22 protein-coding genes are annotated in these 21,514 nt (G+C 48.7%); 9 read left to right on the top strand and 13 right to left on the bottom strand.

What is annotated here, in order from left to right; translation table 11 throughout:
* The 3 genes from ACTHMC_RS17360 to ACTHMC_RS17370 form a co-directional block, all read right to left on the bottom strand.
* Positions 1 to 816 (bottom strand): tetratricopeptide repeat protein (locus ACTHMC_RS17360; RefSeq protein WP_440414936.1); only part of this gene is annotated, 816 nt, incomplete at its 3' end.
* Between the two features lie 52 nt (positions 817 to 868).
* Positions 869 to 1,804 carry a PstS family phosphate ABC transporter substrate-binding protein gene (locus ACTHMC_RS17365; RefSeq protein ID WP_440414938.1) on the bottom strand — a complete coding sequence of 312 codons (936 nt, stop codon included), beginning with the start codon at positions 1,802 to 1,804 and terminating at the stop codon, positions 869 to 871.
* A gap of 13 nt (positions 1,805 to 1,817) precedes the next feature.
* On the bottom strand, positions 1,818 to 2,054 hold the full coding sequence (locus ACTHMC_RS17370) for a hypothetical protein (protein ID WP_440414940.1): 237 nt from the start codon (positions 2,052 to 2,054) through the stop codon (positions 1,818 to 1,820).
* A 494-nt stretch (positions 2,055 to 2,548) separates the two neighbouring features.
* On the opposite strand from ACTHMC_RS17370, the gene ACTHMC_RS17375 reads away from it, so the two are divergent.
* Both ACTHMC_RS17375 and hisS read left to right on the top strand, forming a co-directional pair.
* Positions 2,549 to 3,067: a low molecular weight protein-tyrosine-phosphatase gene (locus ACTHMC_RS17375; RefSeq protein ID WP_440414941.1), complete on the top strand. Its 519-nt coding sequence runs from the start codon at positions 2,549 to 2,551 to the stop codon at positions 3,065 to 3,067.
* Positions 3,068 to 3,077: 10 nt separating this feature from the next.
* On the top strand, positions 3,078 to 4,442 hold the full coding sequence (gene hisS / locus ACTHMC_RS17380; RefSeq protein WP_440414942.1) for a histidine--tRNA ligase: 1,365 nt from the start codon (positions 3,078 to 3,080) through the stop codon (positions 4,440 to 4,442).
* Between the two features lie 74 nt (positions 4,443 to 4,516).
* Here hisS and ACTHMC_RS17385 read toward each other — a convergent pair whose 3' ends face one another.
* Together ACTHMC_RS17385 and ACTHMC_RS17390 are read right to left on the bottom strand one after the other, a co-directional pair.
* Positions 4,517 to 4,987 carry a DinB family protein gene (locus ACTHMC_RS17385; protein ID WP_440414944.1) on the bottom strand — a complete coding sequence of 157 codons (471 nt, stop codon included), beginning with the start codon at positions 4,985 to 4,987 and terminating at the stop codon, positions 4,517 to 4,519.
* Positions 4,988 to 5,111: 124 nt separating this feature from the next.
* Complete coding sequence (locus tag ACTHMC_RS17390) at positions 5,112 to 6,308, bottom strand: thiolase family protein (RefSeq protein WP_440414945.1); 1,197 nt, start codon at positions 6,306 to 6,308, stop codon at positions 5,112 to 5,114.
* An 87-nt stretch (positions 6,309 to 6,395) separates the two neighbouring features.
* On the opposite strand from ACTHMC_RS17390, the gene rlmN reads away from it, so the two are divergent.
* Genes rlmN through ACTHMC_RS17405 form a run of 3 tightly spaced genes read left to right on the top strand, consistent with a single transcriptional unit; the run spans position 6,396 to position 9,777 of the window.
* On the top strand, positions 6,396 to 7,457 hold the full coding sequence (gene rlmN / locus ACTHMC_RS17395; protein WP_440414946.1) for a 23S rRNA (adenine(2503)-C(2))-methyltransferase RlmN: 1,062 nt from the start codon (positions 6,396 to 6,398) through the stop codon (positions 7,455 to 7,457).
* Positions 7,458 to 7,511: 54 nt separating this feature from the next.
* Positions 7,512 to 9,062 (top strand): pseudouridine synthase, encoded by a 1,551-nt coding sequence (locus tag ACTHMC_RS17400; protein ID WP_440414948.1) that lies wholly within the window; start codon positions 7,512 to 7,514, stop codon positions 9,060 to 9,062.
* The gene (locus ACTHMC_RS17405) at positions 9,055 to 9,777 is read left to right on the top strand and encodes an RluA family pseudouridine synthase (protein ID WP_440414949.1); all 723 of its coding nucleotides are present in this window, start codon (positions 9,055 to 9,057) and stop codon (positions 9,775 to 9,777) included. The genes ACTHMC_RS17400 and ACTHMC_RS17405 overlap by 8 nt, the downstream gene beginning before the upstream one ends.
* A gap of 147 nt (positions 9,778 to 9,924) precedes the next feature.
* Here the strand turns inward: ACTHMC_RS17405 and ACTHMC_RS17410 are convergent, their stop codons facing one another.
* The 3 genes from ACTHMC_RS17410 to dinB form a co-directional block, all read right to left on the bottom strand.
* Positions 9,925 to 11,199, bottom strand: coding sequence for an amidohydrolase family protein (locus tag ACTHMC_RS17410; protein WP_440414950.1), 1,275 nt, complete (start codon positions 11,197 to 11,199; stop codon positions 9,925 to 9,927).
* 158 nt (positions 11,200 to 11,357) lie between these two features.
* On the bottom strand, positions 11,358 to 11,993 hold the full coding sequence (locus tag ACTHMC_RS17415; RefSeq protein WP_440414951.1) for a peroxiredoxin: 636 nt from the start codon (positions 11,991 to 11,993) through the stop codon (positions 11,358 to 11,360).
* Positions 11,994 to 12,106: 113 nt separating this feature from the next.
* A complete protein-coding gene (dinB, locus tag ACTHMC_RS17420) occupies positions 12,107 to 13,306 on the bottom strand; it encodes a DNA polymerase IV (protein ID WP_440414952.1) in 1,200 nt (399 codons plus the stop codon).
* A gap of 45 nt (positions 13,307 to 13,351) precedes the next feature.
* Here dinB and ACTHMC_RS17425 point away from each other — a divergent pair, with 45 nt between their 5' ends.
* A complete protein-coding gene (locus tag ACTHMC_RS17425; RefSeq protein ID WP_440414953.1) occupies positions 13,352 to 13,939 on the top strand; it encodes a Crp/Fnr family transcriptional regulator in 588 nt (195 codons plus the stop codon).
* Between the two features lie 201 nt (positions 13,940 to 14,140).
* Complete coding sequence (locus ACTHMC_RS17430) at positions 14,141 to 14,716, top strand: DinB family protein (protein ID WP_440414955.1); 576 nt, start codon at positions 14,141 to 14,143, stop codon at positions 14,714 to 14,716.
* A gap of 23 nt (positions 14,717 to 14,739) precedes the next feature.
* Here the strand turns inward: ACTHMC_RS17430 and rimM are convergent, their stop codons facing one another.
* The 4 genes from rimM to ACTHMC_RS17450 all read right to left on the bottom strand — a co-directional run bounded on the left by rimM (position 14,740) and on the right by ACTHMC_RS17450 (position 18,262).
* The gene (gene rimM, locus ACTHMC_RS17435; RefSeq protein ID WP_440414957.1) at positions 14,740 to 15,255 is read right to left on the bottom strand and encodes a ribosome maturation factor RimM; all 516 of its coding nucleotides are present in this window, start codon (positions 15,253 to 15,255) and stop codon (positions 14,740 to 14,742) included.
* An 86-nt stretch (positions 15,256 to 15,341) separates the two neighbouring features.
* On the bottom strand, positions 15,342 to 15,767 hold the full coding sequence (gene rpsP, locus ACTHMC_RS17440; protein ID WP_440414959.1) for a 30S ribosomal protein S16: 426 nt from the start codon (positions 15,765 to 15,767) through the stop codon (positions 15,342 to 15,344).
* Positions 15,768 to 15,920: 153 nt separating this feature from the next.
* Positions 15,921 to 17,243, bottom strand: coding sequence for a signal recognition particle protein (gene ffh / locus ACTHMC_RS17445; protein WP_440414961.1), 1,323 nt, complete (start codon positions 17,241 to 17,243; stop codon positions 15,921 to 15,923).
* Between the two features lie 149 nt (positions 17,244 to 17,392).
* On the bottom strand, positions 17,393 to 18,262 hold the full coding sequence (locus tag ACTHMC_RS17450; RefSeq protein ID WP_440414963.1) for a sigma-70 family RNA polymerase sigma factor: 870 nt from the start codon (positions 18,260 to 18,262) through the stop codon (positions 17,393 to 17,395).
* 320 nt (positions 18,263 to 18,582) lie between these two features.
* Here ACTHMC_RS17450 and ACTHMC_RS17455 point away from each other — a divergent pair, with 320 nt between their 5' ends.
* Positions 18,583 to 18,963: an START-like domain-containing protein gene (locus tag ACTHMC_RS17455; protein ID WP_440414965.1), complete on the top strand. Its 381-nt coding sequence runs from the start codon at positions 18,583 to 18,585 to the stop codon at positions 18,961 to 18,963.
* On the opposite strand, the gene ACTHMC_RS17460 is transcribed toward ACTHMC_RS17455, so the two are convergent.
* The gene (locus ACTHMC_RS17460) at positions 18,960 to 19,511 is read right to left on the bottom strand and encodes a hypothetical protein (RefSeq protein WP_440414967.1); all 552 of its coding nucleotides are present in this window, start codon (positions 19,509 to 19,511) and stop codon (positions 18,960 to 18,962) included. The genes ACTHMC_RS17455 and ACTHMC_RS17460 overlap by 4 nt on opposite strands.
* 84 nt (positions 19,512 to 19,595) lie before the next feature.
* On the opposite strand from ACTHMC_RS17460, the gene ACTHMC_RS17465 reads away from it, so the two are divergent.
* Positions 19,596 to 21,095 carry an LptF/LptG family permease gene (locus ACTHMC_RS17465; RefSeq protein WP_440414969.1) on the top strand — a complete coding sequence of 500 codons (1,500 nt, stop codon included), beginning with the start codon at positions 19,596 to 19,598 and terminating at the stop codon, positions 21,093 to 21,095.
* Positions 21,096 to 21,514 lie beyond the last annotated feature (419 nt).

Consider the following 21,514-nt stretch of genomic DNA (forward strand, 5'->3'; position numbering starts at 1 on the left):
GTAGGTGAAATCAGTCTTCGTATATTCTAAATCCGGACCGGCATCAGTGTTGGCGGCATATTTATCGAGAAAAACAGCAGCTTTATTCACATCCCTTGAATACCAGTAGTAGAACAGCTCATAGTAAGTAGGAGCATAAGCCGGATCAGCAGCAACTGCTTCTTCAAAAGCAGGCAGGAAGAAATCCGGGTTGTTCTGTGTCAGGTAAACTTTGGCGATTTTGTGTTTGGCTGCAGCCAGTTTGCTATCCAGCTGGAAAGCCCTGTTATATGCCTGAACAGCTTCACCACCGTTGATCAGTTTGCGGTACGCGTCGCCCATCAGGATATAGGTCTCAGGATCTTTGAACCCTTTCACCTGTGTAGCCTGTGTGAGTTTTTCGATGGCGTAGTTTGCATCACCGGGTTTGGCATTGATATTAGCTCTTGCAATTGCATTGAGCACATCGATGTCCTTTCCTTTGGTGAGGGTCATCGCCATTTCAAAACGCTGACGCGCATCGTTCGTCTTGCCTTCCATCAGTTCAATCTGACCGATGCCGGCAAGGACCAGCGGAGCGCTGCCGTTCTGTTGTAATAATTTCTGGTACAGATTTTTTGCTCCCACAGAATCTCTCTGTGCAAGCAGGGTTTGCCCCAACCAATAAACAGCATCGATGTTATTGGGATTGGCGGACAGCACACTCTCCAGCGCATCTTTAGCACTTTTATATCGTTCGTAGTAATAGAACTTTTTGCCCTGTTCTACATTCTGGGCAAAAAGCAGAGTGCTTCCCATGACAAACGCTACTAATAAACTAAGGGATCGTTTCATCATTGTCACTTGCTGTTTTGAAATGAATGTTTGTGTTGTGTATCTGAAAAATAAATTATTCCAAATTCGTTTTCCTGACCTCGAAACTCATGCGTGCCGGCCAGAGGTACGCCCTGCTGAAAATCCTTTGTCCTTTTTCATAGATGAGGAAATTCGTGAATCCGTTTCCTAATCCATCATAATTTTCTTTTAAAACGTACCAGAGGGTCCGGATCATCGGGTACCTGTTGGTAGCGATATTATACTGTACAGGATCAACATACGTGCCATTACATCCTCTGCATTCAATTTGAGCGATTTTAACTTTTTTAAGGAAGCTGAGTTGGGTACTATCTTCCCTATTCCCGACCCAGCTAACCCCTACCAGCCCGATGGCATCCGTATTATTAGATACGTAATCTATCACCGCTTCGCTGCTGGTGGCGGCAACAACATTTTTCCCCCGGGGCTGCCCCTTCAGCAGGGAGTCCGTTAGGAAACGCACTGTTGAAGTACTGTTGGTACCGTCCAGCAATACCTTGTATTTGTAACCGCTGATACCCTTTGCCATGCCACGGATATCCTGCATGGTAAAGAGGCTGTCCTTGCTTTTGCTGTTCACCAGTACGGCGATGGCATCAAATGCCAGGGGACCCCAGCCTGGTTTATACGTGTAACGCTCGGTCAGCGTTTTAGCTTCCGCTTCCGTAAGACCGCGTGTTACGATCACCATGCGGATACTGTCCACATTCAGATCACGCAGACAGTCCGCTTCCGGTTTGTAATGCACAACGATATGAGCATTCGGGTTCTGTGATTCAAAGACCTGGATCTGCGAATCGATCACCGGCTTGAAGCTCTCATCCACACTGATATGTATCGTTCCTGATGTTGTGGTATCGCCATTTCCTTTTTTAACCTCACCACTCTGGCATGCACTCATCAGCATGATCAACACGGCCAATACCAGATACATCATCCTGTTCAGATATTGAAGGAATTGTATTTTCATCTGTTTTCTAAGGCTATTGATAATAATTTTTTCTGATGCCCCTGTAGATACGGAAACCGCCGTACAGCAAGCACAATCCACCGAATATGTAGGAAAAAGGCGCAGGTGGAAACTCCAGAGCGAAACCAAGTTGCTGGCTGAAGGCCAGGATCAATCCGATCACCGCATAAATAAAACCCATTCCAATATCCATTACTGATCTGCGCGTGATGTACGCCTTCATTTTTTTATCGTCCAAATCTGTTGCCATCCTTAAATATATGGGTTCGGGCAAGATAAGAAATTACCAGCAAACCAAGCTTTCAATTGTTAATTTACTCAAAATTTAATCGACACCTGAAATTTCACTTTCGTTGCACCTTATTCCTTACTGATCAGTCACTTCGAATATGATCGGAATACTGAAATACACTGCAACGGGTTTTCCATTCCGCGATCCGGGTACTCACTTCGGCATCTTCTTCATAACCCCTCCGGATCCCCGTTTTATACTCCTCATCAGCCGTTCCGGGGAACTGAACATCCGTTAGTTTTCCGAGGTTCCTATCACCGATTTAACCGGTACCCTTACCCGCTGACCGCCTTCTGTTTTATCTTCGCGCACCCGCAGATATTTATCACCGGCGTTACATTTTTTGATGGTGGCCTCCGGCGGCTGAGGCTTGCCCTTCAGCACAACGTGCCTTACACCTATGATGCAGCACCTCAATGGTTTCCATACAAGGCAAAATCCATCACTTCAGTTTGCATTTCGCAAACGTCTGCGATCCGTGCAGTATCTTTGCCGCCATGAAGATCCTGATGGTTTGTCTGGGAAATATCTGCCGCAGCCCGCTGGCAGAAGGCATTCTGCAACAGAAAGTGCAGGAGGCCGGTCTCGGCTGGACCGTCCACAGCGCCGGCACCAACGGCTATCATACCGGTGAAGCACCGCATCATCTCAGCCAGAAAGTGGCAAAACTCAATGGCATCGATATCAGCTGCCAGCGCTCCCGGAGATTTATCCCCGGTGATTTCCAGGAATATGATAGGATCTATGCCCTGGCGGGCGATGTACTCCGCGAGATCAGGCGGATGGCCGGCAAGCATTACGATGCCTCCAAAGTACAGCTGCTGATGGATGCGCTGCATCCCGGCAAATCCCTGGACGTTCCCGATCCCTGGTATGGACCGGAGCCAGGCTATCACCAAGTTTTTGCCATGATCAGTGATGCCTGTGATCAGATCATTCAACAGTACGCACCCTTTCAACGCAACCAGTAACAAAGCAACAATGACAAAACCTTCACTCCCGCAGGGGACAAGAGATTTCGGACCGGAAGTAGTTCGCAAAAGACAATATATTCTCAATACCATCCGCAACGTATTTGAACTGTACGGCTTTCAGCCATTGGAAACTCCCGCCATGGAAAACATGGAAACACTCATGGGCAAATACGGCGAGGAAGGAGATAAACTGATCTTCAAGATCCTCAATAACGGATTGAGCGATCCGAAAAATACAGAGAAAGCCCGCACTGCTTTTGAAAAAGTACTGCAGGGTAAAAACGATAAAGACCTCACAGAGCGCGCCCTGAAATATGATCTCACCATCCCTTTCGCGCGCTATGTGGCCATGAACCACAACACACTCACGTTCCCGTTCAAACGCTACCAGATCCAGCCAGTATGGCGGGCAGACAGGCCCCAGCGCGGACGCTATCGCGAGTTCACGCAATGTGACGCCGATGTGGTTGGCAGCAAGGCCCTGCTCAATGAAGTGGAACTGGTGAATATCTATCATACTGTTTTCATGGATCTCGGTCTCAAAGGGTACGAGCTCCGTATCAACAGCCGCAAAATCCTGACGGCCCTGGCAGAACGCTGTGGAGGCGCAGACCAGATGATCAATATCACCATAGCCATCGATAAGCTCGACAAGATCGGACTGGACAAAGTAAAGGAAGAACTGACCGATCGTGGACTGAACAATGATCAGATAGCTATCATCGAACAATACCTGAAGATCGATGGCAGCAATGAAGCCAAGCTTACCGCCATCGCAGCACTGCTGAAAGACACAACAGCCGCAGCCGAAGGTATCGCAGAACTGCGCACAGTAACGGAAGCGGCCAACCGGAAAGAGCTGATCATCGATTTCACACTCGCACGCGGCCTGAACTATTATACCGGCATTATTTTCGAAGCCAAGGCGCCTGCACAGGTGAAGATGGGCAGCATTGGCGGCGGCGGCCGCTATGACGACCTTACCGGTCTCTTCGGCGTTCCCAATATCCCAGGTGTTGGTATCAGTTTTGGTGTAGACAGGATCTATGATGTACTGGAAGAGATGAACCATTTCCCGCCCGATGTTCAGGTTGGCACCCAGGTGCTGCTCTTCAACCTCGGAGAAGCGGAAAGCAAGGCTGCCTACCAGCTGATGCAGGAACTGCGCGCCGCAGGCGTACGCAGTGAGCTCTTCCACGAGAACACAAAATTCGATAAGCAGTTCAAATATGCCGAGAAAAAAGGCATTCCATTTGCCATCATCATCGGTTCACAGGAACTGGCATCCGGAGAAGTGGTGATCAAAGACCTTCGCAAAGGCTCGCAGATCAAAACCACCATGGCAGACGCTGCCTGTTACGTATTCGGATAACCGAAAAATATATTTCCATAAAAAAACGCAGCGTATAGTTATGCTGCGTTTTTTTTATTCATTGAAATATTTACTCAACCGAAGATCTGCCGGAGATGATGCTCCATATGATCCGCATAATCATCGATCCACCAGCCAAGCGTTTTCACTTCACCATTGGGAATGATCACCTGGTACCGGAGCTTTTCAGCGGGAATATTTGCGAGCACGTACAGGATCTGCTGATTCACCCCCACCCACATCTGCAGAATATGATCGAAGGGCAGTTGCTGGTATGCATTGATCCGAACAAGATCATCCTGCTGATAAGGACTGATCCGGTAGGGTTGCGGAAGATACTGCACATCGGTAAAACGTTTAAGATTGTTAATGGCAGAGTCCACCAGGTGTCCGAGAATTTCAAGCTTTGACCATCGCTCCGGATCGGGCTTTGCCAGCCATTCATCAAGCTCGAGATCCCTTACTCTTACCGGCATGTCCAGCACATGACTGGTGAGCCGTGTAATTGCTGTGGCAACAGCTGGTGTGAGTAATCCTTCCTGCATAACAACATTTTTTTAGGACTAACAATTTACTGAAAATACATGTGGTTCTTACATTGAAATTATTATGCCAGAAAAAAAGGACGCTGTCTGCACAGCGTCCCTTCTTATTGCGGGTAAGTTATTTCTACACTTTCTCATAAATGATGGCAGCTCCCTGCCCTACTCCCACACACATGCTGGCGAGGCCGTAACGCATGTCCCTGCGTTGCATTTCATGCACCAGGGTAGTAGTGATGCGCACACCACTGCAACCCAGTGGATGACCGATGGCAATGGCACCTCCGTTTACATTCACCTTGCTGGTATCCAGTCCCAGATCACGGATACAGGCCAGGGCCTGTGACGCAAATGCCTCATTCAACTCCACCAGATCAAGATCCTTAACCGTCAATCCTGCACGCTGCAGGGCTTTCTGCGAAGCAGGCACAGGACCGATGCCCATGATGCTGGGATCCACACCCGCAACGCCCATTGAAACGATCCGTGCCATCGGTGTCAGATTGTATTTCTTCAGCGCATCCTCACTGGCCAGCAGCACAGCGGCCGCGCCGTCATTGATACCGGAAGAGTTACCTGCGGTCACCGTTCCATCCTTTGCGAAAGCGGGACGAAGGGTTTGCAGTTTCTCCAGTGTTGATCTGCGGGGATGTTCATCTGTTTCAAAGAGGATCTTCTCGTTCTTGCCGCCGAGCACTTCCACACCTGCGATCTCGATGGGCCAGATGCCGCGGTCGAGGGCTGCGAAATATTTTTCCTGGCTGGCCATGGCAAAGGCATCCTGCTCTTCCCGACTTATCTTCCATTGCCTGGCAACATTCTCCGCAGTTTCACCCATGGAGTAAGGATGGTGCATCTCTGCCAGTTTCTTATTGGTAAAACGCCACCCGATGGTGGTATCAAATACTTCGGTATTGCGGCTCCAGGCGCCGGATGATTTGGCCATTACAAAAGGAGCCCTGGTCATGCTTTCCACACCGCTTGCCAGGTAAAGTTCACCATCGCCACACATGATGCCGCGGGCAGCATCCATGATAGCCTGCAGTCCCGACGCGCATAACCTGTTCACCGTGTTGCCGCCAACAGATACGGGTAAACCGGCCAGCAGCGCCGCCATACGGGCCACATCACGATTGTCTTCCCCCGCCTGGTTGGCGTCTCCTGCAATCACATCTTCAATGGCATTCAGGTCCATATCCGGATTACGCTGGATGAGGGTTCTGAGCACATGGGCCAGGAGGTCGTCAGGCCTGATGCTACTGAGTGCGCCACCATATTTTCCGATAGGCGTTCTCACTGCATCAACGATATATACTTTCTTCATATAGCAAATTAAGGCAGCAAATATAGCGGATTGCCCCATCACCAGATACAGACCCCGCGTTACCAAAAACAATGCTACCTTTGCAGGATGGCAAACAATGGGAAGAAGAACATAAGGCACTTGAGCCTCAGTGAGTTGGAGCATTATTTCGCTCAAATGGGCGAAAAGAAATTCCGTACAAAGCAGGTTTACGAATGGCTTTGGACCAAACATGCACACAGCTTTGAGGCCATGACCAATATCAGCAAGGAGCTTCGCGCAAAGCTTGCTGAGAACTTCTCCCTGCCCGCCCTCAGCGTGGGCGCCACCCAGTATTCTGCCGATGGGACTGTAAAATCCCGCTTCACAACCGTTGACCATCATGCCGTTGAAGGTGTTCTGATTCCCACCGATGAGCGCAAGACTGCCTGCGTGAGTTCGCAGATCGGATGCTCCCTCAGTTGTAAATTCTGCGCTACCGGTTATATGGACCGCAAGCGTAACCTGGATTTTGATGAGATCTATGATGAAGTGGTGCTCATCAACCAGCAGTCTGAGCGCGTGTACAACAAGAAGCTCACCAATATCGTGTTCATGGGTATGGGCGAACCGCTCCTCAATTACAAGAACGTACTTAAAGCAATCGAAAAGATAACAGACCCGGAAGGTGGACTGGCCATGAGCCCCCGCCGCATTACGGTATCAACTGCCGGTGTGGCCAAAATGATCCGGCAGTTGGGTGATGACCAGGTACGCTTCAAGCTTGCATTAAGCCTGCATGCCGCCAATGATAATAAAAGGAATGAGATCATGCCCATCAATGAGACCAACAATATCAAGGTGCTTATCGATGCCATGAACCATTTCTACAAACAGACCGGCAACGAGATCACTTTCGAATACATCCTATTCAGGGATTTCAATGATTCCATCAAAGATGCTGACGAGCTCATCAAGATCTACAGGCAGGTGCCTGCAGACCTGGTGAATATCATTGAATACAACCCCATCGACAAGGCCCTTTTCAGCAAGCCCGATGAAAAAACAGTGGAATCATTCATGAATTACCTGGAGAAACATCGCGTGAATGCAAGACTGCGTCGCAGCCGTGGTAAGGATATCGATGCAGCATGCGGGCAGCTCGCCAATAAGGAGGCTGAAGTAGGTTAATATCATTCTCTCTATATTTTACTAATTACTGTTGAAAAACAGCAATGCATTATTATGAAAAAGCAACCACAGGGTTTTAAGAAATTCATCCAGACGGAAGAAAAAGGATCCCAGAAAAAAGAGCGCATCCGCCAGGAAAAGAAAGCCATGCGTAAAGAAACGCAGGAATACTTCGCCAAAAAGAAAGAAGAAGCCAAAGCCGCCCGGGCCACCGGCAACACCGCTGGCAATACCAAAAGCAAATGGGGCAACCGCGGCAATGAAGGCGCCGACAGGATCGAGAAAAAGAAACAAGCCAGAGCGGAAGAAAACCAGGAACGCGGAGAACGTTCGTTCAAAGGAAAAGAACGCGGAAGCCGTCCTTCCAAAAGCAATGCCCGCGGAGGTTTCAAGAAAAGCAAAGGGCTCGGACCACGCGCCTTCAAAAAGGCCGGAGGTTACAAGGGAGCCATGGAACGTGAAGCCGCGAGAGCGGAAAAGAAAACTGACAACAAAGGTTACCGCAAAAATGAGGAAGGCGCCGGCAGCAGTTCCAAACCGGTCCGCTTCAGCAAAACCGACAAGCCAGCTTATAATAAAACAGAGAAGCCCGCTTTCAATAAACCCGGCAAACCTGCATTCAGCAAATCAGATAAACCTGCTTTCAATAAATCAGAAAAGCCCTCTTTCAGCAAATCTGAAAAACCGGTTATCAAAAAGGATGAAAAATCTGCACGTGGTTCCTTTGCTACAAGGATCGAAGGCGCAGGACCTGTTGCCCGTAAAGGTGAAAATCCTGTAAAAGTAGTATCCAAATCCAAAGGAGACAAAAACACAGAGGAGAAAGAAGCACCTGTTTCCGCAGCCAGCAACGGCACCATGCCTGTCAACAAATTCATTGCGCATGCAGGTGTTTGCTCCAGAAGGGATGCAGCTGAAGTTGTGAAGTCAGGTAAGGTGGTAGTGAATGGGAAAGTGGTGACTGAACCAGGTTTCAAAGTAACCACCAAAGACGAAGTGAAAGTGAATGGCAAACAGGTTGCTGTAAGAAGGAATCTCGTGTACATTCTGCTCAATAAGCCTAAAGATTATATCACCACTACTGAAGATCCCCAGGGCCGCAAGACCGTGCTGGATATCGTTCGCAACGCCACTACAGAGCGCGTGTATCCTATCGGCAGACTGGACCGCAACACCACAGGCGTACTCCTGCTGACCAATGACGGAGAGCTGGCGCAGAAATTATCGCACCCCAGCTACGAGATCAGAAAGATCTATGAAGTAACACTGGATAAGCCACTGGTGAAGAAAGATTTTGACGCCATCATGGGTGGTATCAAACTGGAAGACGGACTCATCCAACCCGATGCACTCGCTTATGCCGATTCAAAGGATAAAGCGATCATCGGCATCGAAATCCATAGTGGACGCAACCGCATCGTGCGCCGCATCTTCGAATCTTTAGGATACGATGTGCGCAACCTCGATCGCGTGATGTATGCCAATCTCACCAAGAAAAATGTAGACCGCGGCAAATGGAGATTGCTCTCTGAAAAAGAAGTACGCCTCCTGAAGTACCTGAACGCTTCTTACACCAACAAAAACAAACCTGCACGCCGTGGCTAAATTTGAACTGGACATTATTGAAGAGAACGACCATTTCATTGCTATCAATAAGCCCGCAGGTTTGCTCAGCATACCGGACCGCGAAGGAAAAGAGATCAACCTCAAACATATCCTGCGTGAGAAATACGGGAATATTTTCGTTGTACACCGTCTCGACCGCGATACCAGCGGCGTGATCATCTTTGCTAAAGATGAAGAGGCACACCAGTTCCTCTCCATTGCCTTTGAAGACAGAACTGTTGAGAAATTTTACCAGGGCATCGTAACAGGTACCCTGCCTGCTTCCAAAGGCACCATCGATCAGCCCATTGCCGAGAACATGGCCAAAAGAGGAGAAATGCTGATCCATAAAAGAGGTAAACAGAGTATCACCGATTATGAGGTGGAAGAAGCATTCGGAAAATTCACTCTGGTAAGATATCAGATCCATACAGGCCGTACCCACCAGATCCGCGTGCACATGCAGTTCCTGGGCAATCCGCTTGCCTGCGACCCATTGTATGGAGACGGCAAACCTGTTTTGATCTCATCTATCAAAAAAGATTACAAACTCAGTAAGAACGAGCTGGATGAACGGCCGATCCTCAACAGGGTTGCCCTGCATGCCGCAGAATTACGGTTCAAATCCCCTAACGGTACTCCTTATGTGCTGAAGGCGGAAATGCCGAAGGATATGCGGGCCTTGCTGCAGCAACTTCGCAAGAGAGTAAAATAAATTTAATTTCGTTATGCCAGTCGCTCGCGTCCCCGCGAGCGACTTCTATTTGCTCGTCTCTGGCGAGTTCAGCGTTCGCCCGAGGCGAACAAATATTGCTCACTCGCCAGAGGCGAGCGAGTGGTCTCCGATTGTTAGTAACAAATCCTATTTCTTATACACCGTTCCATCCTTCATCACAAAGATCACTTTCTCCATCACTTTCACATCCTTTACCGGATCGCCATCCACGGCAATGATATCAGCCAGTTTACCTTTCTCGATACTGCCCAGCTGATCAGTCACACCAATCAGATCAGCTGCACTGACCGTTGCAGCCTGTATTGCTTTGATCACAGGCATTCCTACTTCCGTCATGTACACAAACTCCATCCAGTTCCTGCCATGCGCGTACACACCGGCATCCGTGCCGAATGCGATCTTCACTCCTTCTTTATATGCTTTTGCAAAAGTGCTCTGGATCTTCGGACCGATAGCCAGGGCTTTGGGCGTTACCAGTTCAGGATAATAACCTGGCTTCTTTGCAGAGTCAGCCACTGATTTACCGGCAATGATGGTTGGTACGAAATAAGTTCCGTGCTGCTTCATCAGCGCAATCACTTCATCGTCCATAAAAGTTCCATGCTCGATGCTGTTGACTCCTGCACGCACGGCACGTTTCATAGCTTCAGCACCATGACAGTGGGCAGCTACTCTGAATCCATAATCCTTCGCTGTTTCTACGATCGCTTTTACTTCATCTTCCGTGAATTGTGGGTTCTCGCCGCTTTTAGCAACGCTCAACACACCACCTGATGCTGTTATCTTGATAAGATCGGAACCGTCCTTATATCGCTGGCGGACTGCCTTGCGGCATTCGTCTGCCCCATTGGCTACCCCTGCTGCCGGACCAGGATCACCCTGGAGGTCTTTCCGGTAACCATTGGTGGGATCTGCATGCCCGCCTGTAGTGGCAATGCTCTTACCTGCAGTGAATACCCTTGGGCCAACGATCAGTTTTTTATTGATGGCATTGCGGAGGGCTATATTTACCCCGCTGCCACCCAGGTCACGCACGGATGTGAAACCCGCCATCAGTGTACGGTTGCTGAACACTACCGATTGAAATGCATAATCAGCAGGGTTCTGCGTAAATGCTTCCAGGTAACGGTTGGGATTGGTTTCATGTTCCATATGAACATGGCAATCTATCAAACCAGGCATCACCGTGGCGCGTTTCAGGTCTATCAGTTTATCGGAGGACCCGGCACTGATATAACCCGCCTGCATATCCGAAATCTTATTTCCTTCAATGATGATACTTTGCTCTGTCAGTACCACACCCTTGTTTACATCTATTAGTTTGCCGCAATGGAGGATGGTTCGCTGAGCTGCCAGCAGCCCGGGCAGGAACAGCAGGAAAAGAAATATTGACGTTCTCATGTAACAGCTGGATTTGATTGATCCTTTAAGATACTAATTGGATCGGCAAATTCTAAACCTGTTAAACAAAAATCCCCTGTCTTCCGGACAGGGGACCAATTATTCCAACTGCGGTATTTACGCCAGTCTGTTGTTATGGTATCAGCATTCTATGACCATTACAGGTTAGGCTGAGGCGTAAAACGCAGGTAAGGTTTTACTACATCCACTCCTTTGGGGAATTTTTTGATGGCATCTTCAGTAGATACTGCAGGCACCACAATCACATTCTCGCCATGCTTCCAGTCGGCCGGAGTGGCTACACTGTAGTTGGCAGTCAGTTGCAGTGAATCCACTACACGCAGTACTTCATAGAAGTTCCTACCGGTAGAAGCAGGGTAAGTGATCATCAGTTTCACTTTCTTGTCTGGCCCGATCACAAACAGTGAACGCACCGTGAAAGTTTCAGAAGCATTGGGGTGGATCATATCATAGAGGCCGGCCACAGTGCGGTCTTCGTCCGCAATGATAGGGAAGCCAACGTTACAGTTCTGTGTTTCGTTGATATCCTTTACCCAGCCATGGTGTTTGTCGAGCCCGTCAACACTTACTGCCAGCACTTTTACATTACGCTTCGCAAATTCGTCCTGCAGCAGGGCAGTCTTACCCAGTTCTGTTGTACAAACGGGAGTATAGTCGGCGGGGTGAGAAAAGAGGATGCCCCAGCCATTGCCAAGGAACTCATAGAAATCGATATCCCCGGCTGTAGTCTTAGCCTGGAAATTGGGAGCAATATCTCCTAATCGTAAGCTCATAATTCAAACATTTATGGTTATTAAAATGTGTTAGCAGAAGGGTAACGAAGATACTAATATCCTACTGAAAAAGTAGACTAATTTGTTAATTTGCTGTAACTGTCTCCCATGGCTTATTCCGGGCGGCCAGGCAGGTGCGGGTCAGGGGGCTGGTTCTTGCTGCCACTGGTTCCGGTAGCTTTGGAAATGGCATTCTTTCCGAACCGGTTCTTCACGTCGTCGATTGCTTTGTAAAGTTCGGTTTTCCGCTCCACATTACTGAAAAGATTGGTCTGTACAGCTTCGTTGGTGAGCTCGCTCAGGCGAACACCCAGCAGGCGCACCGGCGTGCCTTTGCGCCACAGCTTATGAAAGAGGTCACGGGCCTGGGGAAGCAGCTCATCGTCATAAAAAGTATAGTCGATGCTGGTCTGCCGGCTGGTGGTTTCAAAATCCGGGTACCTGATCTTCACGGTGATGCAGCCGGCCATTTTGTTATCCTGCCTGAGTTCGTAGGCTACCCGCTCGGTCATATGCACCAGTTCGGTTTCGAGGCGGGTGACATCTGTGATATTTTCTTCAAATGTATTTTCGGTGGAAATGGATTTTGCCTCGTGATACGGCGTTACCTCCCCATTGTGGAGGCCCTGTGATTTTCTCCAGAGATCCCCGCCATACTTCCCGAAACGCTTCTCCAGCAGCTCTATGGGTTGCTCACTGAGGTCTTTGATGGTGGTGATGCCCATGGCCTGTAAAGACTGCCAGGTCTGTTTACCCACACCATGGATCTTATTCACCTGGAGTGGGGCCAGGAAATCCTTTTCCCGCCCGAAGGGTATAAAAAGATAACCGTTGGGCTTCGCGGCGTCCGTGGCGATCTTGGCGATCATTTTATTGCCGCCCAGTCCGAAGGAAATGGGCAGGCCGGTCTTGTCTATGATCTCCTGCCGCAGGTCGATGGTCCACTGGTAGGGTTGGAAGTATTTGTCCATCCCCGTCAGGTCAAGGTAGAACTCATCGATACTGGCCTTCTCAAAGAGCGGGGCTTTTTCCGCGATGATATTGGTGACTATCCTGGAATACTTGCTGTATTCCCCCCGATGCCCTTTCACTACGGTGGCATGCGGACAAAGGCGCATGGCCGTTTTCATGGGCATGGCGGAGTGGATCCCGAATTTCCGGGCCTCATAGGAACAGGCAGCCACCACTCCCCGCTCCCGGCCGCCCACCAGGATGGGCTTACCCTTGAGGGAGGGATCCAGGAGACATTCCACAGAAACGAAGAAGGCATCCAGGTCAAAGTGCGCTATGATCCTTTGAGGGGTATTTGACATTTCATATGCAAGTTACGCAATAGTGAAATGTTTATTTTTGCCGGGTTGGAAAACAGTATTGAAATACTCAGGCATTACATCCAGGCCGTTCAGCCCCTGCCGGATGAAGTGTGGGAAGCATTCTCACAGATCTGGCAACCTGTTGAATACAAGCGGAAGACCGTACTCACTGCTGCAGGCGAAACTGAACGCCACCTGTACTTTGTACTGGAAGGCGTACAACGGGCTTTTCATGTGGACGATCATCATCCTGATGCCACCATCGTATTCACCTATCCGCACTCTTTTTCTGGAGTGGCGGATTCCTTTCTAACGCAGATGCCCAGCCGCTTTTTCTTTGAAACCCTCACCAGCAGCAAACTGCTACGCACATCCTATCAGCAGGTGAAAGCGCTTGCGGACAAGCATCCGGAGCTGATGGCATGGGTGATGAAGGCCACGGCCTTTGCGCTGGCCGGTGTTCTGGAGCGGCAGGTGGAATTGCTGAAGTTCAGCGCTGAGGAGAAATTTCGCATCCTGCTGAAACGAAGCCCGCATGTATTGCAGATGATCCCCCACAAATACCTGGCTTCTTATCTGGGGATTGATGCGAGCACTTTCAGCAAGTTGTTGTCTTCCGTGCGGATCGAATGATACGCTATCAGGTTCAGTCGCTCGCGTCCCGCGAGTGACATATATTCCGTCGCCTCCGGCGACACGGCGTTTGCCAGAGGCGAACAAATATGCCCCACTCGCCGGAGGCGAGCGGTTGGCTCTCCGATAATTCAAAAATCCTGGTGTCTGCCAAGATTTATCTTCCACCCCTCTTCTAGCTTTGTGTTCAAATAAGAGACAATGAAAAAACTGAACAGCAACAATCTTCTTGAACTCCTGGAAAACGATACCCGCCAGATCATCCTCACCCTGCGTCAACTGCAACAGCAGGACCCTGAGCTCCTTCAGAAAAGTCCTGCAACCGGTAAATGGAGCGTGGTGCAGGTGATAGAACATTTGAATACATATGGCCGTTATTATCTTCCCCTGATCCGAAAAGCAATTGCTGAATCAAAGCATACCTATGAGCCTTCCTATACACCCGGCTGGCTTGGCAACTATTTTGTCAATTCCATGCTGCCCGCCCAAAACGGAACCATCAAAAACAAAATGAAGGCATTCAAAAACCATATCCCGTCTCCTGACATGGATAGTCACACCGTTCTGAGTGAGTTTCTGAAACAGGAGGAAGAGTTGCTGCAGTTGTTATCCAAAGCGAAATCCGTCAATCTCGGTAAGATCCGGATTCCCATCTCCATTGCAGCTTTTATCAAACTTAAGCTGGGCGACACATTCCGCTTCTTTATCGCACATCACCAAAGGCATTTTGTACAGATCAGCAATACACTGGCTGCCTTATCGCACCCGTCATCCTGATTCAGCAATAATGTGAGCACAATCTAGCGGAAGATATCGAGGAGGCCATCGGGCAGCTCCACATGCAGTTCTTTCTTCTTCTTGTCTACTTTCAACAGGGTTTGCGGGTGCATGGGAATGAGGGCTTCCTTGCCATCGAGATCGATGCGGCAGAGGATCTGGTGCGGTTGTTCGATCACTTCCAGTACTTCGCCGATATCGGTGCCATTATCGATGATATGGAATCCGAGGTAAGAGATGGGGGCTGTTTTGTTGGTGAATTGCTGCACGGTGGCTTCGGGTAGCCATACCTGTTTCTGGAGCAGGGTGCGTGCCTGTTCGGGGGAGTTGATGCCTTCCAGTTTGATGTAAAGCTCGGAGTCGTTCTTTACGCGGGCTTCCTCCACGAAATACGGAAGGAGTTCGTCGCGTTTGATCTCTATGAAGATGGCCTGAACGCCTTTCAAGGCTGTTTTCTGGCCGAGGTGATGCACAACCACCAGTTCGCCTTTCACGCCAAAGGTGGCGGCTAATTTTCCTATACTGTTATAATTGGTCATAGTGTACTGCTGCAAGTTACTGAGTAGTCACAAAAAATCCCGGTGAAAGATTCACCGGGATTTAATAGCTTGATTCCATGAGCTAATTAAGACTCGCTTCTCCTTGGTCCGGTGGGAGCCATCGGACGGCGGGGGCGGCGATCTCTGGCATTAGCCTCCTGGCGCTTTTTCAGTTGCGCTTCGTGCTCTGAATGCCAAACCTGGAATTTCTCCATAGCAGCAGCATCATCGAACAGTCCGAGCTTAACTCCACGCAGCAGGTGTTTCAGGTAAAGCACTCCCTTAAAGGAAAGGATCCTGCGTACAGTATCTGTAGGCTGAGCACCTTTGTGCAGCCAGTCAAGTGCTTTCTGGCGATCCAGTTGCACACTTGCAGGAACAGTAAGAGGATTGTAAGTACCCAGCTTCTGAATGAATTTACCATCTCTGGGCGAGCGGGCGTCGGCCACTACGATGAAATAGAATGGTCTTTTTTTAGACCCATGTCGTTGCAGTCTGATTTTTACTGGCATTTTAAATAGAAATTTAAATGCGTGAACAAATAGGGTTACAATTTAAAAAATGTCAAGGATTGCAAAGGTAACAATCGCTCTGACTTTGCCAAATTTAATACAAAATGGATAGAAAAAACAGGCTCTGATAAAAATTTAATAGTAAGCCGGAAATCAACGGCGGCCCAGTCCTCCCATGCGGCCCATGGGCATTTTATTCATCATTTTCATCATGCTTTTCATCTGCTCGAACTGCTTCAGAAAACCATTCAGTTCTTCCATGTTTTTGCCTGCTCCTTTAGCTATGCGTTGCTTGCGCTTTGCATCCAGTATTTCAGGATTTGCACGCTCTTCAGGAGTCATGCTGTTGATAAGGGCTTCGATGCCTTTGAAGGCGTCATCGGAGATATCGATGTCCTTCACAGCCTTACCTACCCCGGGGATCATGCCTAACAGGTCCTTGATATTACCCATTTTCTTAATCTGTTCCAGCTGGGTTTTAAAGTCAGACAGGTCAAACTGGTTCTTTCTGATCTTCTTTTCCAGTTTTTTAGCCTGTTCTTCATCAAACTGGGCCTGTGCTTTTTCCACCAGGGTGGTGATATCACCCATGCCCAGGATACGTTGAGCCATACGCTCGGGGTAGAACACATCCAGGGTATCCATCTTTTCGCCGCTGCTCACAAACTTGATAGGCTTGTTCACGGTATACTTGATGGAAAGGGCGGCACCACCGCGTGTATCACCGTCTAACTTGGTGAGTACCACGCCGGTAAAATCAAGGCGGTCATTGAAGGCCTTTGCGGTATTAACGGCATCCTGGCCGGTCATGGAGTCAACCACGAACAGGATCTCGTTGGGTTTTACCGCACCTTTCACATTGGCCACCTCGGTCATCATCTGCTCGTCAACGGCCAGACGGCCGGCGGTATCGATGATGATCACGTTCTTATTCTTGCTTTTAGCTTCTTTTACAGCGTTTTCAGCGATGGACACGGCATTCTTGTTCTCAGGCTCACTGTACACGTCTATACCGATCTGTTCGCCCAGTACCTTCAGCTGGTCGATGGCCGCAGGGCGGTAGATATCCGCCGCCACAAGCATGGGGCTGAGGCCCTTCCTGGTTTTGAGGTAGTTGGCCAGCTTGGCGCTGAATGTGGTTTTACCGGAACCCTGCAGACCCGCAATGAGGATGACAGCCGGGTTGCCCTTCGACTGCAGCTCGCTTTCCGTGCCGCCCATCAGGGATACCAGCTCATCCTTCACGATCTTCACCATCAGCTGACCGGGGCTTACCGCCGTGATCACTTTCTGGCCCATGGCCTCATCCTTGATCTTGTCCGTAAACTCTTTGGCAATCTTGTAGTTTACGTCGGCATCCACCAGTGCACGGCGTATGTCCTTCACCGTGGCAGCGATATTCAATTCGGTGATCCTGCCTTCACCCTTAATCTGTTTAAAGGCCGATTCTAACCGTTCTGTAAGATTCTGGAACATATGTTTTTTCAGTTTTCTAAAAAGGAATCGCGGGGCCTCCTATCCTATCAGGGACAGTACAGACCCCGCAATGACTTAATTTCAGCGGGCAAATTTACAGTAAGATTATGAAGAGTAAAGTTTCTTTCGGGTAATTACTTTTTTAAAGATTAAACGCCCAGGTAGCTGCGGAGAGCTCTGGAGCGGGAATTGGTCCGCAACTTGGTGATTGCCTTGTCTTTGATCTGCCTCACGCGTTCGCGGGTAAGGTTGAATTTGTCTCCGATATCCTCCAGGCTCATCGGGTGGTCTACCCCCAGGCCGAAGAAATAACAGATCACCTCTTTCTGGCGCTCGGTGAGCATCTTCATAGACCGCTCGATCTCCTGCTTGAGGCTTTCCCGGTGCTCGATATTGGTATTGGCATACTCGGCATTGGGATTCTCCAGCACGTCTACCAGGGTATTGTCTTCCCCTTCAGACATTGGCGAATCCATGCTCACATGGCGGGCTGCAATACCGAGGGTAGCGGAAACCTCTTCCGTTTCAAGCTCCAGGAGCTCGGCCAGTTCTTCAGGACTGGGCTCACGCTCAAATTCCTGCTCCAGCTGGGAGAATGCTTTCTGGATCTTGTTGGTTAAACCTACTTTGTTGAGTGGAAGACGAACGATCCGGCTTTGCTCTGCCAATGCCTGCAGAATGCTCTGGCGGATCCACCATACAGCGTAAGAGATGAATTTAAAGCCGCGGGTTTCATCAAAACGTTGTGCTGCCTTGATAAGGCCGAGATTTCCTTCGTTGATGAGATCAGGAAGGGAGAGACCCTGATTCTGATACTGCTTTGCTACGGAGACTACGAAGCGAAGATTGGCTTTGGTCAGTTTATCGAGTGCAGACTGGTCGCCTTGCTTTATTCTTCGGGCAAGACGCACTTCTTCTTCGGGACTGATCAATTCAACTTTACCAATTTCCTGCAGGTACTTCTCAAGGCTCTGAGATTCACGATTCGTAATTGATTTCGTGATCTTGAGTTGACGCATACTCATAGGTTGAGGTCGTTTAAAGGGTTTTTAAGGTTTAAAGGCTGCCTGTAACCAGGAGAAAAACGTAATAATGCCTGTTTTCTTATGTATTGATCGTCAACTCGTAAAAAGCCCTGCTATGGCAATTTAACCAATATCGAATCATTTTCCAAAAAAAAGAATTCTAACCAACTGGTTTCCAGTAGCTTTAAACTTTTTCTCGTCAAGGTTTAGTTTCCCTACCTTTAACGCCTTCTCCAACAAAAAAATTTTTAGGGTTGCATTATTTTTCTATTATTGCAGCACAGGTATTATAAAAAGTTCAATACAAGGAGTAGATGAGTAAGAAACAACAATTTACGTTAGAGTATCCGGTAAGATGTTCTCCTTCCATTTTATTCGAATTTCTCAGTACACCAGCAGGTTTGCAGGAGTGGTTTGCAGATAAAGTGGACGAGCGCGATAATATATTCAGCTTTTCCTGGAATGGTTCCGTTGATAAAGCAGAAGTCACCGAAAGTGAAGAAGACAAATTCATTCGCTTCCACTGGCTTCATCTGCCAACCGATGAATATTTTGAATTTCGCATAGAGAAGTCAGAAGTGACCAACCAAACGATTCTCGTGATCAAAGACTTTGCTGAAAAAGGCGAAATAAAGGATCAAAGTCAATTATGGGGCTACCAGGTGAAAGACCTCTTCCACCGTTTAGGCAACTAAGGCTTCAGTGAATCAAATATGGCGCGGTACAGCGTATGCGTCAGAGTCATCGACAAATTCCACATCTGCAAAGGGATCCTCACCGATAACTTACAGAAACCAGTAACCGAAAGTATGTTTGTAACCGCCTGGTCATCCAGCTGGTCAAGTGATATATAATTGGTAGCCGCAAAGTCGTGCCGCCATTCATCCTCAGAAACACACAGATAGAAATTGCATTCCTGCAACAGCATCCTGTTCTTCAGAAGCACCGGCTGGTACATCTTTTTGTACCTGCCACTCAGATGAAGCGTGATGCTGAAAAAATTACCCCACCAGAACATCGTTCTCACGGCAAATACATCCTCCTTTCCAAAAACACGCGGATAGTCAAGCATCACCCAGGGCAGCCCCTCATATTTTTCACCTTTTGATATTTTTCCCGAACTGACCATCACTTCTTCCGGAAGTGCTGCATCCAGCTCCTCCAGCATGCCCTTCAACTGCCCGTGCAACTCCCCCATCACTTCCACCGCTTTGTCCATGATCGCATTCTTTGTTAAAAGCAATTGACCATTTTGAACTAATGCCAATTCATCTTCCGAAAGATGTATTTTTGTTGGATTCATGTATTAAAGGTAATTAGCAGTATTGTGATCAAAAAACTGGATATACTTGTACTCAGGGCATTCATCGGCCCTTTTATCGCTACCTTTTTCCTCACACTCTTTGTGCTGATCCTGCAATTCTTCTGGTTGTGGATTGACGATTTCGTTGGTAAGGGAATCGATGGCTTCATCATGCTGCGCCTGATCACCTACCTCAGCGCCACCCTGGTTCCGCTGGCCCTGCCCCTGGCGGTACTGCTCAGCAGTATCATGACCTTCGGCAACCTTGGCGAGACCTTCGAGCTGGTTGCCATCAAGTCCGCCGGCATCGGCCTTATGCGCTTCATGCGCCCCCTGCTGGTAGTTGCCGTGCTCCTCTCCTTCATGGCCTTCCTCTTCAATAACTACGTTATCCCCGTAGCCAACCTGAAGATGAAAACCCTGCACTCCGACCTCATCAATAAAAAACCAGCCTTCGACCTCAAAGAAGGCGTATTCTATACCACCATTCCCGGCTTTGCCATGAAGGTGGGCAAAAAAGAGAACGATTCCATCCTGCACAATGTGGTCATCTATGAAACCGAGCACGCTCCGCTGCAGGACCATATGATCGCAGCCCGCCGCGGTGTGATGCGCGTTACACCCGATAAGCATTACCTTGAATTCAAATTACAGGACGGATGGCGTTACCAGGAAGAAGGTAGCCGCAATACCACCAATACGCAATTCACCAGGCTGGGCTTCAAGGAATATAAAAAGATCCTCGACCTCAGCGCCCTTCAACTGAACATGACATCAGACAGCGTTTACCGTAACCGTTACGAAATGCTGAATGTAGGACAGCTCAGCGTGGTCATCGATTCCCTGGAGCGCGACTCCTATAAGGTAACCGACCGCACCCGCAACGACCTTCAGGTTTATCTCACTTTCAATAAATATATCGACAGCGGCTGGACCGACGTAAAAGCGAACAAGGTTCCTGACTCCATCAAATCCTTTGCGCAGTTGATCCCCGACAGCCTCCGCAACTCCGTTACAGACATGAGCGCCTCTTATGCCAGCTCCATGAAATCTGCCGTTGAAGGAAGTGCTATCGACTACGAGAACAAACGAAAGGATCTCCGCCTCCACCTGATGACCTGGCACGAAAAGATCACCATGTCTCTCGCCGTGCTGGTGCTCTTCCTCATTGGTGCTCCCTTAGGCTCCATCGTTCGCAAGGGTGGTATCGGAACGCCTGTTGTATTTGCCGTAGCCTTCTTTGTGATCTTCTTTCTGCTCAACAACTTCGGCAAGAAGTTCGTGAAAGAGGATGTACTCACCCCGCTTGGCGGCATGTGGCTGGCCACATTCGTACTCGTCCCCATCGGCATGTTCCTTATTTATAAAGCGCTCCACGATTCTCAATTATTCAACAAGGAATTCTACGGCCGTGTATTCCGCCGCATCGGCCGGTTTACCGCAAAATTCAGGAAGCCGAAAGCCACGCAGGTGACGCCGGTTGCAACAACACCTGAAAATGATGAAGAGGATAATATTGCTTAATCGGCTTTCCCACCGACGTGATTTATCTCATTGAGGTCTTGCCTCAATTGTATCTTATCTCAATGATAATTTGTATCAATCGAATCTTTGCTCAATGGTATCTTGTCTCAAAGGGATATGAACGGGTCCGGTAAAATATACCGCACCTTTTAGTGGTACTATTAAACATTGTGAGGAAAGATGGAAGGTTCTGTTCGTTGATTGGGCTGCATCGCTTATATTTTAAAGGTCCCCTTTTCATATCCCTTTGCTCCAGCACGATGCTATGGCGTGAGAAAAATACAGTGCCAAATAAAACACTTCATCACATTTCCTCTACATCATATCACCAATCAATATTTCATTTCGCAGTTCAAAACTTGCTGCTACTATCAGTAATGACTAACCGAATACTCACCATCCCTCTCCACCACCCAGGA

This window comes from Pseudobacter sp., assembly GCF_051955275.1.
GTDB lineage: Bacteria > Bacteroidota > Bacteroidia > Chitinophagales > Chitinophagaceae > Pseudobacter.